General features: G+C 66.5%; 11 protein-coding genes. 6 read left to right on the top strand and 5 right to left on the bottom strand.

Annotation, left to right across the window (positions count from 1 at the left end):
* Nucleotides 1-37: 37 nt before the first annotated feature.
* Entirely contained in the window at nucleotides 38-616 is a 579-nt protein-coding gene (grpE, locus tag OKW43_RS16255) for a nucleotide exchange factor GrpE (RefSeq protein ID WP_429448434.1), read from the bottom strand.
* Between the two features lie 372 nt (nucleotides 617-988).
* Between grpE and OKW43_RS16250 the strand changes: the two genes are divergently transcribed.
* The gene (locus tag OKW43_RS16250; protein WP_162842037.1) at nucleotides 989-1,150 is read left to right on the top strand and encodes a hypothetical protein; all 162 of its coding nucleotides are present in this window, start codon (nucleotides 989-991) and stop codon (nucleotides 1,148-1,150) included.
* Here the strand turns inward: OKW43_RS16250 and OKW43_RS16245 are convergent.
* From OKW43_RS16245 to hrcA, 3 genes are all read right to left on the bottom strand, one after another.
* Nucleotides 1,122-1,529 (bottom strand): RNA-binding S4 domain-containing protein, encoded by a 408-nt coding sequence (locus OKW43_RS16245; RefSeq protein ID WP_429451689.1) that lies wholly within the window; start codon nucleotides 1,527-1,529, stop codon nucleotides 1,122-1,124. The two genes, OKW43_RS16250 and OKW43_RS16245, sit on opposite strands and share 29 nt — an antisense overlap.
* A gap of 14 nt (nucleotides 1,530-1,543) precedes the next feature.
* The gene (gene hemH / locus OKW43_RS16240; protein WP_429448432.1) at nucleotides 1,544-2,608 is read right to left on the bottom strand and encodes a ferrochelatase; all 1,065 of its coding nucleotides are present in this window, start codon (nucleotides 2,606-2,608) and stop codon (nucleotides 1,544-1,546) included.
* A gap of 178 nt (nucleotides 2,609-2,786) precedes the next feature.
* Nucleotides 2,787-3,806, bottom strand: a complete 1,020-nt coding sequence (hrcA, locus tag OKW43_RS16235) for a heat-inducible transcriptional repressor HrcA (RefSeq protein ID WP_187633868.1) — start codon at nucleotides 3,804-3,806, stop codon at nucleotides 2,787-2,789.
* 211 nt (nucleotides 3,807-4,017) lie between these two features.
* On the opposite strand from hrcA, the gene OKW43_RS16230 reads away from it, so the two are divergent.
* Both OKW43_RS16230 and recN read left to right on the top strand, forming a co-directional pair.
* On the top strand, nucleotides 4,018-4,920 hold the full coding sequence (locus tag OKW43_RS16230) for an NAD kinase (RefSeq protein ID WP_187633869.1): 903 nt from the start codon (nucleotides 4,018-4,020) through the stop codon (nucleotides 4,918-4,920).
* A gap of 67 nt (nucleotides 4,921-4,987) precedes the next feature.
* A complete protein-coding gene (recN, locus tag OKW43_RS16225; protein ID WP_187633870.1) occupies nucleotides 4,988-6,655 on the top strand; it encodes a DNA repair protein RecN in 1,668 nt (555 codons plus the stop codon).
* 106 nt (nucleotides 6,656-6,761) lie between these two features.
* Here recN and glnE read toward each other — a convergent pair whose 3' ends face one another.
* The gene (glnE, locus tag OKW43_RS16220) at nucleotides 6,762-9,557 is read right to left on the bottom strand and encodes a bifunctional [glutamate--ammonia ligase]-adenylyl-L-tyrosine phosphorylase/[glutamate--ammonia-ligase] adenylyltransferase (protein ID WP_429448429.1); all 2,796 of its coding nucleotides are present in this window, start codon (nucleotides 9,555-9,557) and stop codon (nucleotides 6,762-6,764) included.
* Between the two features lie 268 nt (nucleotides 9,558-9,825).
* Here glnE and OKW43_RS16215 point away from each other — a divergent pair, with 268 nt between their 5' ends.
* From OKW43_RS16215 to tldD, 3 genes are all read left to right on the top strand, one after another.
* A complete protein-coding gene (locus OKW43_RS16215) occupies nucleotides 9,826-14,088 on the top strand; it encodes a YhdP family protein (RefSeq protein ID WP_429448427.1) in 4,263 nt (1,420 codons plus the stop codon).
* A gap of 152 nt (nucleotides 14,089-14,240) precedes the next feature.
* Nucleotides 14,241-15,104, top strand: a complete 864-nt coding sequence (locus OKW43_RS16210; protein WP_429448425.1) for a carbon-nitrogen hydrolase family protein — start codon at nucleotides 14,241-14,243, stop codon at nucleotides 15,102-15,104.
* An 87-nt stretch (nucleotides 15,105-15,191) separates the two neighbouring features.
* Nucleotides 15,192-16,658, top strand: a complete 1,467-nt coding sequence (gene tldD, locus OKW43_RS16205; RefSeq protein ID WP_187633874.1) for a metalloprotease TldD — start codon at nucleotides 15,192-15,194, stop codon at nucleotides 16,656-16,658.
* Nucleotides 16,659-16,977: the final 319 nt, after the last annotated feature.

The following is a 16,977-nucleotide window of genomic DNA, read 5'->3' as shown; positions in this document are numbered from 1 at the left end:
CACGCCAGGCGGCGATGCCGGGCGTGCGTCGCCGCGCTTACTTCGGCGCCGCGACGGTCACGAGCGCGGGACGCAGCACCCGATCCGCGATCACGAAGCCCTTTTGCAGCACCGCGACGACGGTGTTCGGCTCCTGATCGGCCGGCACCATCGAAATGGCCTGATGGCGATGCGGGTCGAACTTTTCGCCGACCGGATTGATGGCGACGACGCGGCCTTTCTCGAGCGCGCCGCTCAACTGACGCAGCGTGAGCTCGACGCCTTCGCGGACCTTCTGCAGGTCGTCGGATGAATGGGCAATGGCCGCCTCGAGACTGTCGACCACCGGCAGCAGATGCTCGGCGAAACTCTCGATCGCAAACTTGTGCGCCCTGGCGACGTCTTCCTGAGCGCGACGCCGCACGTTTTCGGTTTCGGCTTTCGCGCGCAGGAAGCTTTCCTGCAGTTCGGCGATCTTCGCCTGAGCGTCGGCCAGCGCCTGGTCGTCGGCACCCTGAGCCGGTTCGACCTGCGCGCCGGTGTCCTGCTGTTGAGCAGCGGCCTCGGCGGCCTGGCGCGCGGCTTCGTCGGCGGGCGTGGAATTCTGGCTCGTCGGGTTCTCTTGCGTGTTTTCCATGTCGCTGAAAGTCGTTAAAAAGTAAAAGCCAAAGGCGGTGAAAGCCGTTCCGACACGCGGCGATCTGTGCTTTGCAAAATCGCGCCACGCGTCGTCGCGCCGAACCGCCAGTCCCGACCCCAGATGGGGCCTGCAAGAGCCGTTTCAAGCGGCTCCGAGGGTTTTTTCGCACCACCGTCGTGCAGGCGAAATGCGCCGTAACAAGCATTAACGTGGCGCGATCAGATAGAGATTGAGTGCGGCTCGCAACTGACCTATTCTCCAGTCATGGCGCGGCAACGCACGTTAACCCTAATCCGACGTAAGCCTTACCAACGCCTGACAGTCTTTCCGAAAGCCTGTTTCAGCTCATCACCTTCCCAAGGGAGTACCGTGAAACTGACCTTTGCAATCGGGGTGGTCGCACTGGTACTGATCGCGGGCACCACGACCATCTGCATGTCCGGTGCGGTCAACGACCACACCACCGAGTACGGCGGCGTGCACGCCACGATGGAGCAGTTTTTCAATCCCCACCTGAAAATCTGTCGATAGTGCGCCGGTCGCGTTTGGTCGGTCGCCCGTGCAGCGCGGCGGCCGGCTCGTGATACTCCCGGCGCCGCTCCTGCTCGACCTGCCGCTTCGCCTTGCTGTCCGCGGTTTCCACATAAAGCGTCTGCGCGACGCTCGCCGGACCGCGTACCTCGCACAGGCCCAGCACCTCCACCTGCCACACGTACCGCTCGATCTCGATCTCGACCAGATCGCCGACACGCACGTCCTTCGCCGGTTTCACGGCCGCGCCGCCGATGCGCACCCGCCCCTTCTCGACCGCCTCCGCGGCCAGCGAACGCGTCTTGAAAAAGCGCGCGGCCCACAGCCATTTGTCGATGCGCAGTTTCGCGCCCGGTTCGGTTGAAATGCGGTAGTTCATCTGCGTATTCAAGCTCATGTCGTGTGCGGCACCGGCACTGCCTGCACCGGCCAGCCCTGCAGATGCTGCGCGACGATTTCGCCGAGCGCGGCAACCCACGGCTGGGACGCGTTCAGACAGGCGATCCGGTGAAACTCCTTGCCACCCGCCCGCAGAAATTCGTCGCGTACTTCCATGCCGATTTCCTCGATCGTTTCGAGGCAGTCGGCGATGAAACCCGGACAAAACACGTCAGCACGCCGCACGCCTGCCGCGCCGAGCTCCTTCAACGTCGGCGCCGTATAGGGCTGCAGCCATTCGGCCTTGCCGAAGCGCGACTGGAACGTGATGCGGCATTCGACCGGCGTCACCCCGAGCGCCTGCATCAGCAGCGCGCCGGTCTGCTGGCATTGCTCGTGGTACGGGTCGCCCAGGTCGAGCGTGCGCTTGGGTACGCCGTGGAAACTGAGCACCAGTTTGTCGCCCGCCGAGAAGTCGGGGCGGCCGTGCTGATGCCAGTAGTGATGCACCTGCGCGGCGAGCGCCGCGATGTACGCCGGGTGATCGGCATACTGGCGCACGGTGCGGATTTCCGGCTGGTTGCGCATGCGCTTGAGTGCGGAAAAAGCTTCGTCGAAAGCAGTCGCGGTGGTCGATGCCGAATATTGCGGATACATCGGCATAAGCAGCACGCGCTCGGCGCCCGCGAGCTTCAGCTGATTGAGCATCGCCGGAATGCCGGGCGTGCCGTAGCGCATCGCGTAGTCCACCAGTACCGTGTAGTCGTTCAGTTGCAGCAGGTGGCGCAAACCCTCCAGTTGCTTCTCCGTATGGACACGCAGCGGCGAGCCCTCGGGCATCCAGACCGCGGCGTATTTTTTCGCGGAGCTGCGGCCGCGAAACGGCAGAATCAGCAGACGCAGAATCAACTGCCACAACAGCACCGGAATTTCGACCACGCGAGGATCGGACAGGAACTGCGCGAGGTAGCGGCGCACCGCACGCGGCGTCGGTGCGTCCGGCGTGCCGAGATTGATCAGCAATACGGCGACGCGATGCGACGTGGCGTTCTGTGAAGGCCGCTCGAGGTCGAAGCGCATAGGCAGCAGAAATCACCGCTTCACGCGGCGAGTCGATTCAGTGGAGATTCATTATAGCGGCGCGGGTCCTGCCCGGCGCCGCCAGACACCCCTGGCCATTCGGACGATTGGCAGACGTCGCGGGTTCGCGCATCATGGCCGGCACGAGTTGCGATGACGGCTCCGGGGAGCGCGGGGGCTACTGCTGGCTGAGCGTCAAGGACAGCAGCCGCGCGGTGATATCGACGATCGGAATCACGCGGTTATAGGCCATGCGGGTCGGCCCGATCACGCCGAGCGTGCCGACGATCTTGCCGTTCACCTCGTACGGCGCGGTGACGACGCTCATTTCCTCGATCGGCACCAGATTCGATTCGCCGCCGATGAAAATCTGCACGCCCGCCGCATGACTCGACACGTCCAGCAACTGAAGGAGGCTGGTCTTCTGGTCGAACACATCGAACAGCTTGCGCAGGCGCGCCATATCCGACGACAGATCGGCGACTTCGAGCAGATTGCGCTCGCCCGAGATCAGCACGGTCTCGCCGGTGTCGGATTCGTCGGTGCTTGCGGTGACGGCCGCGTGCATCAGCGAGGTCATGTCGCCGCGCAGCTCGTCGATTTCCTCGCGCAGGCGGCGGCGCACTTCGTCGAACGACAGGCCCGCGAAGTGCGCGTTGATGTAATTGGAGGCTTCCACCAGTTGCGAAGGCGAAAAGTCGCGCTGGGTGGCAAGGATGCGGTTCTGCACGTCGCCTTCGGGCGTCACGATGATCAGCAGAATGCGTTGATCGGACAGGCGCATGAATTCGATCTGCTTGAACACGTGGCTGCGGCGCGGCGTGAGCACGACGCCGGCGAACTGCGACAGGTTGGACAGCACGCTCGCCGCCGCCGCGACGATCTTCTGCGGCTCGCTCACCTGCAGCGTGGTCTTGACGGTGCGCATCACCGCTTCCTCGTCGGCGGCGGACTCGACCGTCAGCATCGTGTCGACGAACAGACGGTAGCCGCGCGGCGTCGGAATGCGCCCCGCCGACGTATGCGGACTGATCACGAGTCCCAGATCCTCGAGATCCGACATCACGTTGCGGATCGTGGCCGGGCTCAGTTCGAGGCCCGAATAACGTGACAGCGTGCGCGAGCCGACCGGCTGACCTTCGGCGATGTAGCGCTCAATCAGCGTTTTGAGGAGGGTTTGTGCGCGAGGATCTAGCATGACGAAAAATTTTAGCTCAATGGCACCGCAGCCGCGAGCGCCCCGCGGCGCCCGCCCCCGGCGAATGCGCCGCCTTCGGCGGGCTCGCATGTCATCGGGTCTTCACCATTCTAACGATAATCGCGACATGCGCTGACGCCCTGCGTGCGCCGGCCCACAACCGGGTTGGTCGGCGGTTCTTTTCAGGCCCTACCTATGGTGTAATGCCGGCATGCAAGTGACCAGCCAGTTCAAGACCGTCGCGCTCGTCGGGCGCAGCAATACGCCAGGCATCGGCGAGCCGCTGACCGCGCTCGCCGCGTGCATCGCGAAGCTCGGCCTCGAAGTCGTGTTCGAAGCCGACACCGCCGCCGAAATCGGCGTGATCGAATATCCGGCGCTGCATCCCGCCCAGATCGGCGCGCGTGCCGACGTCGCCGTGGTGCTAGGCGGCGACGGCACGATGCTCGGCATCGGCCGCCAGCTCGCGCCGTATCACACGCCGTTGATCGGCATCAACCACGGACGGCTCGGCTTCATCACGGACATTCCGATCTCCGACATGCGCGAGATCGTGCCGCAAATGCTGTCCGGCAATTTCGAGCGCGAGGAGCGCGTGCTGCTGGAAGCGCGCATCGTGCGCGACGGCACGCCGATCTACCACGCGCTCGCGTTCAACGACGTGGTGGTCAACCGCAGCGGCTTCTCGGGCATGGCGGAGCTGCGCGTGTCGGTCGACGGCCGCTTCATGTACAACCAGCGCTCGGACGGCCTGATCGTCGCGACGCCGACCGGCTCGACCGCGTACGCGCTGTCGTCGCAGGGGCCGATCCTGCATCCGCAACTACAGGGCATCGTGCTCGTGCCGATCGCGCCGCACGCGCTGTCGAACCGGCCGATCGTGCTGCCGGACGAATCGAAGGTCAGCATCCAGATCGTTTCCGGGCGCGAGGTGAACGTCAATTTCGACATGCAGTCGTTCACGTCGCTGGAGCTCGGCGACACGATCGAGGTGCGCCGTTCGCGCCACACGGTGCCGATGCTGCATCCGGTCGGCTACAGCTATTACGCGACGCTGCGCAAGAAGCTGCACTGGCACGAGTACCCGTCGCACGAAGAAGACCCGAGGCCTTAAGCGGCGCTTTGAATTGCGCACGCCGCCGCGGCCGCCACCCGAATCCCAAGCTCACCCGAAGACTCCCATGCTTCGCCACCTCTCGATACGCGACTTCGTCATCGTCGCCGCGCTCGACCTCGAATTCGACAGCGGCTTCACCGTTTTCTCGGGCGAAACCGGCGCCGGCAAATCGATCCTGATCGACGCGCTCGCGCTCGCGCTCGGCGCGCGCGCCGAGGCGAGCGTCGTGCGCACCGGCGAGAGTCGCGCCGACATCACCGCGGAGTTCGAAACGCACGCGCAGGTCGATCAATGGCTCGACGCGCAGGCGCTCGGCGCGGCCGACGACGGCCCGCACGGCGGCACCGTGATGCTGCGGCGGCTGGTCGACGCGAACGGCCGCTCGCGCGCGTTCATCAACGGCACGGCGGCCACGCTCGCGCAGCTTCGCGAGGTCGGCGAAATGCTCGTCGACATTCACGGCCAGCACGCGCACCAGTTGCTGATGCGCCCGGACGCGCAGCGCGAGCTGTTCGACACGCACGCGGGCCTGTCCGACATGGCCGGCGCCGTCACGCGCGCCTGGCGCACGTGGCGCGACATGGCGCAGGCGGTCGAGCACGCGCAGACGCGCGATCGCGAGCTGCAACTCGAGCGCGAGCGACTCGCGTGGCAGCTCACCGAGCTCGACAAGCTCGCGCCGCAGCCGGGCGAATGGGAAGAGGTCAACACCGAGCATCGGCGGCTGTCGCATTCCGCGAATTTGATCGACGGCGTGCAGGGCGTGCTCGGCGCGCTGTCCGAATCGGACGACGCGATGATCACGCATCTCGGCTCGATCGCGTCGAAGATGCGCGACCTCGCGGACATCGATCCGGCGCTGAACGACGTGCTCGCCGCGCTGGAACCGGCCGAAATCCAGTTGCAGGAAGCCGCGCATTCGCTGAGCCACTACGCGCAGAAACTCGAGCTCGATCCGGAGCGGCTCGCGCAGGTCGAAAAACGCCTCGACGCGCTGCACTCGGCTGCGCGCAAGTTCCGCCTGCAACCCGGGATGCTGCCGGAAGAACACGCGGCGCGGCGCCAGCAACTGGCCGCGCTCGACGCCGCCGCCGACCTCGACGGTCTACGCGCCGCCGAGGCACAAGCGAAGGAAGTGTTCGTCGGCGAGGCGAAAAAACTGTCGAAAGCACGCGCCAAAGCAGCCAGGGCGCTCGGCGAAGCGGTCACGACCGGCATGCAGGAACTGTCGATGAAAGGCGGCAGCTTCGAAGTCGCGCTGGTACCGCTGCCTGAAGGCGGCGCGCATGGGCTCGAACAGATCGAGTTCCGCGTCGCCGGTCATGCCGGCGTGCCGCTGCGGCCGCTCGCGAAGGTCGCGTCGGGCGGCGAACTCGCGCGTATCAGTCTCGCGCTCGCGGTGATCGCGAGCGCGGCCAGCCCGACACCGACGCTGATCTTCGACGAAGTGGATACCGGCATCGGTGGTGGCGTGGCAGAAGTGGTCGGGCGGCTATTGCATCAGCTCGGCGAGGCGCGCCAGGTGCTGTGCGTGACCCATCTGCCGCAGGTCGCCGCGCGCGGCGATCATCATTTCCAGGTCGCAAAGTTGAGCAACGGCAACGGCGGCACGCTCAGCAGCGTGACCTCGCTTGACAAGTCAAGCCGCATCGAGGAAGTCGCGCGGATGCTCGGCGGCCTCGAAATCACGGCGACCACGCGCAAGCACGCGAAGGAAATGCTGGCCGCTTGAGTTTGCGCCGAGCCTGGTCCGCCGCATACGGCCCGAGTCGGGTCGGCCGGGACGTCACAACGATCCCGGCCACGCATGATGCGCTACGCGAAGTGTGTCAGCGCCATCACCCAAACACCCTGTTCCACAACGCCAGCACCGCCTCGCGCTCGGTCGTGACCAGCGCCGGATCGACCCGCGCCTTCTCCATCCCATCGAGCCGCAGCGTGTGCTGCAACTTGCGATACCGTCGATACGCGGCACCGACCGTCTCCGCTTCCGCCTCGCTCATCAGCCCGAAACGCGACACCTCGCGCAATAGCGCGATGTTGCCGGTATTGCGGATCAGCTCGGGATCGCGCGCTGCATGCAGCAGCACCCAGTACTGCACCGTGAACTCGATATCGACCATGCCGCCGCGGTCGTGTTTCAGATCGAACAGCGCCGGCGTTTGGTTAGGATGTCCCGCCTCGACACGCGCGCGCATCTCGACGATCTCCTTCGCGAGCGGTGGCGCTTCGCGCGGCATCGTCAGCACCTGTTTGCGGATCGCCTCGAACTTCGCGCCGATCTCCGGATCGCCCGCGCAGTAACGCGCGCGCGTCAGCGCCTGATGCTCCCACACCCATGCCGTATTCGCCGCGTCGCCCTCGCGCAACTGGTAACGGCGAAACGCGTCGAGATCGGTGACGAGCAGGCCCGACTCGCCGTTGGGCCGCAGTCGCAGGTCGATGTCGAACAGCGTGCCGGCGCCGGTCGCGGTTGTCAGCCACGTGATCAGGCGCCGCGTGTAGGTGGCGTAGACGTCGGCGGCGGCATCGTCGGAATCGTCGTACAGGAAGATCAGGTCGAGGTCCGACGCGTAGCCGAGCTCCTTGCCGCCGAGCTTGCCGTAGGCGATCACCGCGAAGCGCGGCGCGTCGCGGTGACGTTTGGCCAGTTGCTTCCACACGGCTTCGATCGTCACGTCGAGCACCGCGTCGGCGAGTTCGGACAGCCGGTCGCTGACGTGCTCGACGGACAGCTTGCCGGCCAGATCGATCAGCAAAATGCGGAACACCTCGGCCTGATGCGCGTGACGCAGCAGATCCATCTGCTGCTCGACGCCATCGGCGGCCGCGAGCCGCAAACGCAAGGTACGCTTGAATTCGGCCCAGTCGAACGGGCTGTTGATCGCCTCGCCGTCGAGCAGTTCGTCGAGCAGCTGCGGATGGCGGATCAGATAGCCCGCCGCCCAGCGCGAGCCGCCTAACACCGACAGCACCTGGTGCAGCGCCTGCGGATATTCGGTCAGAAGCGCGAGATACGCGCCGCGCCGGCTCACCGCTTCGAGCAGATCGAAAAAGCGCGCGACCGTATCGGCGCGCCGCGCAGCCGGCTCCAGCGTGCGCGCGGCATCGAGCGCGCGCTGCGCGACGATGTCGAAACGCTGCCGGCTGCGCTCGTTCAGGCCCGTGTAGCGCGACGAGCGCCATACCCCCCGCAGCCGCGCGAGCAGCTCGCCGGGTTCGGCCACACCCAGCTCGACGAGGCGCGCGCGCAGCGCGTCGTCGGCGCTGTCGTCGGCGAGCGCGCTGCTCCATACCCACGCGGCCGCGCCGTCCTCGGGCGCGCCGCAGCCGTCGCGGCCGTTCACCTTGTCGGCGAAAATCTGGTCGAACTGCTGTTCCACGAACTCGCGATGCGCGTCGAGCTTCGTCATCAGTTGCGGGTAGTCGTCGCAGCCCATCGCGCGCGCGAGCGCGATGCGGTCTTCGGCATCGACGGGCATCGCGTGGGTCTGCGCGTCGTTGCGATATTGCAAACGATGCTCGAGCTCACGCAGAAAGCGATACGCCTGCGACAGCTTCACGCACACCGACGAGTCCATCAGCCCATGCGTGGCCGCGTGGCGCAGCACGGCGAGCGTCGGCCGCACACGAAAGCCGGCGTCCTGGCCGCCGCGGATCAGCTGGAACACCTGCGCGCTGAATTCGATTTCACGGATGCCGCCACGGCCGAGCTTGATGTCGTCGGCCTTGTCCGGGCGCATCGACGCGCGGCGCTGCGCCTCCTGACGGATCTGCAGATGCAGCGCGCGGATCGCGCTGATCACGCCGAAATCCAGATAGCGTCGATAGACGAACGGCGTGACGATCGCGTCGAGTTGCTTGCGCAGCCGCTGGGCCGACGCGCTCGTGCCCTCGGACACGAGTCGGCCCTTGATCCACGCGTAGCGCTCCCACTCGCGGCCCTGTACGTAGAAATACTCTTCGAGCATGCCGAGGCTGCACACGAGCGGCCCCGAATCGCCGTTCGGCCGCAGACGCATATCGACGCGAAATACATAGCCGTCGGCGGTGACTTCGGCGAGCGCGCCGATCAGCCGCTTGCCGAGGCGCGTGAAGAACTCCTGGGTCGCGAGCGGCGAGCGCTGGCCGCCGATGGTCTCGCCGTCGTCCTCGTAAACAAAGATCAGGTCGATATCCGACGACACGTTCAGCTCACGCCCACCGAGCTTGCCCATGCCGACCACGCCGAGCGTGAGCCGCTCGCCCTGCTGGCCGCGCGGCTCGCCATACAACGCTTCGAGCTCGGCGCTCAGCACCGTCAGCGCGCGCTGGATCGTCGTTTCCGCCAGATCGGTCATCGCGCCGGTGACTTCGGCGATATCGGCCTCGCCAGCCAGGTCGCGCTCCATCACCGCGCAGAAGACTTCGGTGCGCAGCTGGCGCAGCGCGCGCTTCAGCGCATCTTCGTTGACCGGCGCACCGGCTGGGCCCGCCGCCTCGGCGCACAGCGCGTCGAGACGCGCGTCGATGCGCTCCCGCGTCAGCGGTTCATCGGCCAGCGCGCTGACATGCGCGACGAGTTGCGGGCGGGCCGCGGCGGCGCGCGCGGCATAGTGCGAATAGCTGGAACTCAGGAGGGTGGCGTCAGTCATCAAAAATCTGGCTCGCTCGTTGCTTGATCGAATTGGGTGCGGCGGTATCTGACGGGTGTCGTTCCGGGGTCGTTGTCGTGCCGTTCCGTTGCGCCATCGGCACACGGCGACACGCGTGCCGAACCCGTGCCGAACGCGGTGCCGGACGGCTTCGCCAAACGCCGTCGCGGGCTATCGGACAGGGTTTGCAGGAGGTCCGCCGACGCTTTCCCGTGTGTTACATTTCGTCGTTAACTCGCAAAACTACCATACGCCCAGTCGCCGCAGCATGTCCGAGCGAAACGAATCCGCCGACCCGCAAGCCCCATCGCAGGTCCGGCATGTGAGCGGAAGCGACCACATCGTGCTGCGTCGGACGTTGCGCGTGCTCGTCACGCTCGCACTCGTCCTTTATTTCATCGCGACCGGACTGTTTCTGGGTTTGCGCTACGTGGTGCTGCCGCGCGCCGACTCGTTCCGCCCACGCATCGAAGCCGCGGTCTCCGACAAGCTGCGCACCCAGTTCACGATCGGCCGGCTCGCGCCGCACTGGAGCGGCTTCCAGCCGGGGCTCGACGTTACGAATCTGGTCATCCGCGACCACGACGGCCGACCCGCGCTGACGATTCCGCACGCCACCGCGACGGTATCCTGGCGCTCGCTGTGGCAGTTTCATCCCGCGCTGTCGAGCCTGATCGTCGATCAGCCGGACGTGCTGGTGTCGCGCAGTGAGGACGGCGTGCTGTCGGTCGCGGGCGTGCCGGTGCCGACGCGCCACAGCGGCAACGACGCGCTGTCCACCTGGCTGTTGCGCCAGCAGGCGATCGTCGTGCGCGGCGGCGTGCTGCGCTGGCGTGACGCGACGCGCAACGAACCCGAACTGGCGCTGCGCGACATCCGCATCGCGATCCTCAATGACGGCCGCGATCACCGCATGGCGCTGCAGGCGCCACCCGACGGCCAGGTGCTGAAAGGCCCGCTCGACTTCCGCACGCACTTCCGCCACGCGCCGCTCTCGGCGCTCGGCAAGCCGATAAACTGGAGCGGGCAGGTGTACATGTCGACGGGCCCGGTCGATCTGCCGACGCTCGCGCGCTACATCCAGTTCCCGATCGAGACGTTCGCCGGCCGCATCGACAATGCAATCTGGATCGACTTCAGCGAAGGCCGCATGACCCAGGCGACCGGCCAGTTGAGCGGTTACGACGTCGCGATGCGCGTGCGCCCGACCCAGCCAAGGCTGCTCGTGCCGATCACCCACTTTCTGTGGCGCGTCGAGGCAAACGAAGGCGAGTACCGGCTGCAGCTGTCGGACCTGCGGGCCGAGCTCGGCCAGCCGCCGCTCGAAGACGGCACGCCGCTCACGCGCATCCTGCGCTTCCGGACCCTTGACAGCCGCTACCGGATGGCGTCGCAGCAGCATGGGCAGCTTTTGAGCATCAGCGGCGATCGCGTCGATCTCGGCATCCTCGCCGAATTCAGCCGCGCGCTGCCGCTGCCGCGGCACTTTCTCAATGAACTCGTGCGCATCAATCCGCGCGGGCTCGTCGCGAACTACGTGATCGAGGTCGAGCGCGGCAAGCCGGAATCCGGAGAAGTGGGCAGCGACCGTCGGCCGACGGGTGCTGAACCGATCGAGCGTTATCGCTTCAAGGGCGATCTACAGGGCATCAGCTTCGCCGCCCAGGAGCCGGGGCCGGGCCTGACGCCGCGCGGCCACCCGCGCGCCGGCGTTCCCGGCATCGAAAACCTGTGGGGCAACGTCGACGCCGATGAAAAAGGTGGCCACGCGAACCTCGATACGACCAACGTGGCGATCACGCTGCCGGGCGTGTTCGACGATCCGCGTCTCACGCTCGCGCGTCTGCACGGCCGCGCCGACTGGACGGTGGGCGCGAAGGCGCCGGGCGACACCCGGCCCGCGTTCGCGATCAAGCTCAACGATTTCGGGATATCCGACCCCGACGTCGAGGCGACCGCGACCGCGAGCTACAGTAATCCCGGCCACGGCCGCGGCTCGCTCGACCTGAAAGCCGACTTCAAGCGCGCGCAGGTGACACACATCGCCCGCTATCTGCCGACCGCGGTCAGCGAAAAGCTGCGCGTTTACCTAGGCCACGGCTTGCAGGCTGGCGTGTCGCGTGGCGGCATGATCGAAGTGCACGGCGACCTGACCAAGTTCCCTTACGCGCGCGACCCCGACGCCGGCATCTTCCACATCGTCGCGCCGTTCACCGGCGGCAAGTTCGATCCAACGCCGTTTCCGCCGCGCAATATGCGCAACGGCACGCCAAACGTTTGGCCGCCGCTCGACGGCATCGACGGCGTGTTCGAACTCAAGCAGAATGTGCTGCGCTTCGACATCGACCGCGGGCGTTACAAGCGCATCGCACTGACCGACGTCAACGGCCACATCGACGATCTCGGCACCAAAGCGTCGAACCTGGTCATTCAGGGCAACGGCCGCGGCCCCCTCGCCGACATGCTCGACTACGTGAACGGCAGCTCGCTCGGCATCATGGCGCGGCACCAGACCGAAAAGATCCGCGCGGAAGGGCCCGCGGCGCTCGCGCTGAAGCTGACGATCCCGCGCACGCCGAAGCCGCACGTCGGTGTAGAAGGCGCGCTCGGCTTTCAGAACAATCGCCTGAGCGCGAACAACGTGCCGCCGCTGTCGCAGCTGACCGGCCGGGTGCGCTTCACCGAGCACACGGCCGAGGCCGACCGGCTGTCCGGCCGGTTCCTCGGCGGCGACGTGCACGCGAACGGCGGCTTGCGTCAGGACGGCACGTACGCGCTCGCGCTCAACGGCCACATCGCCGTCGATGCCGCGCGCGAGCTGCATCTGCATGGCCCGGCCGCGCAGGTGCTCACGCACATGCGTGGCAGCGCGCCGTATGCGTTGAACGTCAGCGGCGCGAGGGGCCGCCTGCCGGAAGTCAGCGCCAACTCGGATCTGAGCGGCCTCGCGCTCGATTTTCCCGCACCGTTCAACAAGCCGGTCGGCACGCCGATGCCGCTGCACTTCTCGGTCAATCCGTCGACGGTGCCCGGCGAAGCCGGCCTCGAACGCGCCGACCTGACGTTCGGGCCGGTCGCCGCCGCGTATCTGCTGCGCTATCAGCCGAAGGTGCAGCCGAATACGCCACCGGCCGTCGTGCGCGGCGCGATCGGCGTGAACCGGCCGGCCGATCTGCCGTCCGAGGGCGTGGTTGCCGCGGTCGACGTCAAGGAGTTCAATGCCGACGCCTGGCGCGCGCTCGCCGCGCAGTTGCGCGGGGGCGCGGCCGGGGCGAATGGCGTGAACGGCGGGGCGAACGGCGGCAGTACCGCCAGCGGCGCCACCAACACGAGCAACGCGGCCACCCCCGCCGCCGCGCCCAATCCGATGCTCACGCAGTTCATGCCGAATCGCTTCGCGCTGCACATCGACACGCTGACGCTGCTCAAGCGCCACTGGGACAACGTGATCGTCGGTGCGTCGCACACGGACCGCACATGGCAGGCGAACATCGCGTCGAATCAGGTGTCCGGCCACGTGTCGTGGCTGCCAGGCGCGACCCGCGAATCGCCGGGCGAGCTGCAGGCGCGTTTTGCGCGCCTCGTGATTCCGTCGGTCGCGGACAAGGACCTGCTCGGCCCGGCGATGTCGGCGCCGGCGCTGAACATGCCGTCGATCGATATGGTCGTGGACGAGCTGATCGTGCACGATCGCAACGTGGGCCGGCTCGAGGTCGACGCTCACAACTTCGACGAGAACGGCGTGCCGGTCTGGCAGCTCGACAAGCTCGATGTGACGAACCCGACCGCGACGCTCACCGCGACCGCGAACTGGCGCACGTCGACCGGGCTGGCCACCTCGGCCGACGAAGCCACGCCGCGCCGCACCGTGTTCGATTTCAAGCTCGACATCAAGGATGCCGGCGCAATGCTGGATCGCCTCGGTCTGCCGAGGACGCTCAGGAGCGGCAGCGGCTCGATCGCCGGCAAGGCGGTGTGGCAAGGCGGCCCGACCACGATCGACTATTCGACGCTGAACGGCAATCTCGCGCTCGATCTGCGCCACGGCCAGATCCTGAAGGTCGATCCAGGCGTCGCGACACTGCTCGGCGTGCTGAGCCTGCAAAGCCTCGCACGCATCGCCACGCTCGATTTCCGCGACGTGATCGGCGAGGGCCTGCCGTTTTCGAGCGTGACCGGGACCGCGCAGATTCATGACGGCATCGCCCGCATCGACGACTTCAGAATGGTGACCGCGCCGGCGCGCGCCGAGATGGTGGGCTCGGTCGACATCGCGCAGAAGAGCCAGGATCTGCACCTGCACGTGGTGCCGACCGTCAGCGCCGGCTCGGCGGTGATCGCGGCGGCGATCGTCAATCCGTTGATCGGCCTCGGCGCACTGATCGCCGATCTCGCGCTCACGCACGGGGTGTCGCAGGTGTTCGCGCGCGACTATGCGATCACCGGCTCGTGGTCGAAACCGCACGTCCAGCGGGTGACGACCGAACGGGGTAAGATTGACGCTCCGGCTTCGACCGTGGAAGCGCACTGAGCTTTGGTTTCCCGGCGCCGCTATCGCGAATTACGCGGCCGCTCGTGCCACTTCGTCGAATCAATGCGCCAACGGGGCCGAGCCAGCCCACAATCATGCATGCGGCGCGGCGCTTCGCACCGCCGCCCTGCCGGGAGCCTTTCGACACGCTCATGAGCGAAATACACATCTCTCCTTCTCCGTCCGCCGATGCATCGGGCGGGCCATTGGCCAGCTCCTTCCGGGTCGCCGCGCTGCAGATGGTCAGCACGCCGGATCGCGATCGCAATCTCGCCGACGCACAGCGCCTGATCGCCGAAGCCGCCGCCGACGGCGCGCAACTCGTGCTGCTTCCCGAGTATTTCTGCTTCATGGGCTTCAAGGACACCGACAAGCTCGCCGTGCGCGAGCCGCATCGGGATGGCCCGATCCAGCGCTTTCTCGCCGACGCCGCGCGCCGCCACCAGATCTGGGTGATCGGCGGCACGCTGCCGCTGAATGCGCCGGAGGCATCGCGCGTGCTGAACACGACGCTCGTGTTCGACCCGCTCGGCAACGAAGCCGCGCGCTACGACAAGATCCACCTGTTCAACTTCGAAAAGGGCGAAGAATCGTTCGACGAAGCGCGCACGATTCGGCCCGGCACCGCGGTGCAAGGTTTCCAGGCGCCGTTCGGCCGGGTCGGCCTGTCGGTCTGCTACGATCTGCGCTTTCCCGAGCTGTACCGGCGCCTGGGCGACTGCGCGCTGATCGTGGTGCCGTCCGCGTTTACCTACACGACCGGCCGCTCGCATTGGGAGCTGCTGCTGCGCACCCGCGCGATCGAAAATCAGTGCTACGTGCTCGCCGCGGCGCAAGGCGGCAAACACGAGAACGGCCGCCGCACCTGGGGCCACAGCATGTTGATCGACCCGTGGGGCGAGATCGTCGCGGTGCGCGACGAGGGCGTCGGCGTGGTTGCGGGCAACCTCGAACGCGCGCGCATCGACGAAGTGCGGCAGAGCCTGCCGGCATGGCGTCATCGCGTGCTGAGCTGAAACCGACATTGAAACTGCGGCGCCTGCCACGCATATAGCGACGCAGGCGCTCCCCGACCCCTCCGTATCGAGCAGAACATACTTCGCATGAACATCATCGAACCCGGTATCCGTAATCTCGCCGCCGCCAAGGACATCCTCCTCACGCCCTATGGTCTCGACGAGTCGCTGCTCACGCGCACGCTCGCCGAAATCTTCACGCACCGCGTCGACTACGCGGACCTGTACTTTCAGGCCACCCGCAGCGAAGCGTGGAGTCTCGAGGAAGGCATCGTGAAGTCGGGCAGCTTCAGCATCGATCAGGGCGTCGGCGTGCGCGCCGTGTCGGGCGAGCGCACCGCGTTCGCGTACTCGGACGACCTGTCGCCCGAAGCGATCCGCCAGGCGGCCATCGCCACGCGCGCGATCGCCAGGGCGGGCGGCGGCAAGCAGAAGATCAAGGTGGCGTCGTCGCTGACCGGCATCGCCGGGCGCGATCTGTACCTGCCGTCCGATCCGCTGCATTCGCTCGACGCCACCGCGAAGGTCAAGCTGCTCGAGCGCATCGAGCAGATGGCGCGCGGCCGCGACCCGCGCATCCAGCAGGTGATGGCGGGTCTTGCCGGCGAATACGACGTGGTGCTCGTCGCGCGCAGCGACGGCGGCTTCGCGGCCGACATCCGGCCGCTGGTGCGCGTGTCGGTGACGGTGATCGCCGAGCAGAACGGCCGCCGCGAAATCGGCAGCGGCGGCGGCGGCGGGCGTTTCGACTACGGCTATTTCACCGATGAAGTGCTGTCGCGCTACGTCGACGACGCGGTACACGCCGCGCTCGTCAATCTCGACGCGCGCCCGGCACCGGCCGGCGCAATGACCGTCGTGCTCGGGCCGGGCTGGCCCGGCGTGCTGCTGCACGAGGCGATCGGCCACGGGCTCGAGGGCGACTTCAACCGCAAGGGGTCGTCGGCATTCGCGGGACGCATCGGCGAGCAGGTCGCCGCGAAGGGCGTCACCGTGGTCGACGACGGCACGCTGCCGAACCGCCGCGGCTCGCTCAATATCGACGACGAAGGCAATCCGACGCAGTGCACGACGCTGATCGAGGACGGCATCCTGAAGGGCTACCTCCAGGACACGCTGAATGCGCGTCTGATGAAAATGCCGGTCACCGGCAACGCACGGCGCGAATCGTACGCGGCGCTGCCGATGCCGCGCATGACCAACACGTACATGCTCAACGGCGACAAGGACCCGCAAGAAATCCTCGCGTCCGTGAAGAACGGCCTGTATGCGGTGAATTTCGGCGGCGGTCAGGTCGACATCACGAACGGAAAGTTCGTATTCTCGGCCTCGGAGGCGTACATGATCGAGAACGGCAAGATCACGTATCCCGTCAAAGGCGCGACGCTGATCGGCAGCGGCCCGGAATCGCTTAAGTACGTCACGATGATCGGCAACGACATGAAGCTCGATTCCGGCGTCGGCGTGTGCGGCAAGGAAGGCCAGAGCGTGCCGGTGGGCGTCGGTCAGCCGACGCTGCGCATCGAGCGGATGACGGTCGGCGGTACGGCCTGATTGCGCGACTGATGCACGCTTCGCGCACGCATGTCGCCAAGCGTGCGGATTTCCCGCATTTTTCGATGCCCCGGCTTGTCAGCCGAGCTTGTACCGGGTTATAAAGGCACTCACCTTTTTTGATCAGCGACGCATTTCACTTCGCCATGTCCGCCAAATTTTATTTTTACTTTTTTTGGTATCTCAGACCGCTGGCGGATCGAGAGGGGTGTTAGTGCACGCAGGACACCAGGAATTCACGAAAAACCGCCAGCCAGCCTGGCGGTTTTTTTTCGTCTCACGCTTTTGACCCGAACACGCTACGAACCGATTCAGGAGA

The organism is Paraburkholderia sp. WC7.3g (assembly GCF_050436345.1).
Lineage (GTDB): Bacteria > Pseudomonadota > Gammaproteobacteria > Burkholderiales > Burkholderiaceae > Paraburkholderia > Paraburkholderia podalyriae.
The sequence above is the reverse complement of the archived record's forward strand: the minus strand, read 5'-3'. Positions and strand labels throughout refer to the sequence as shown.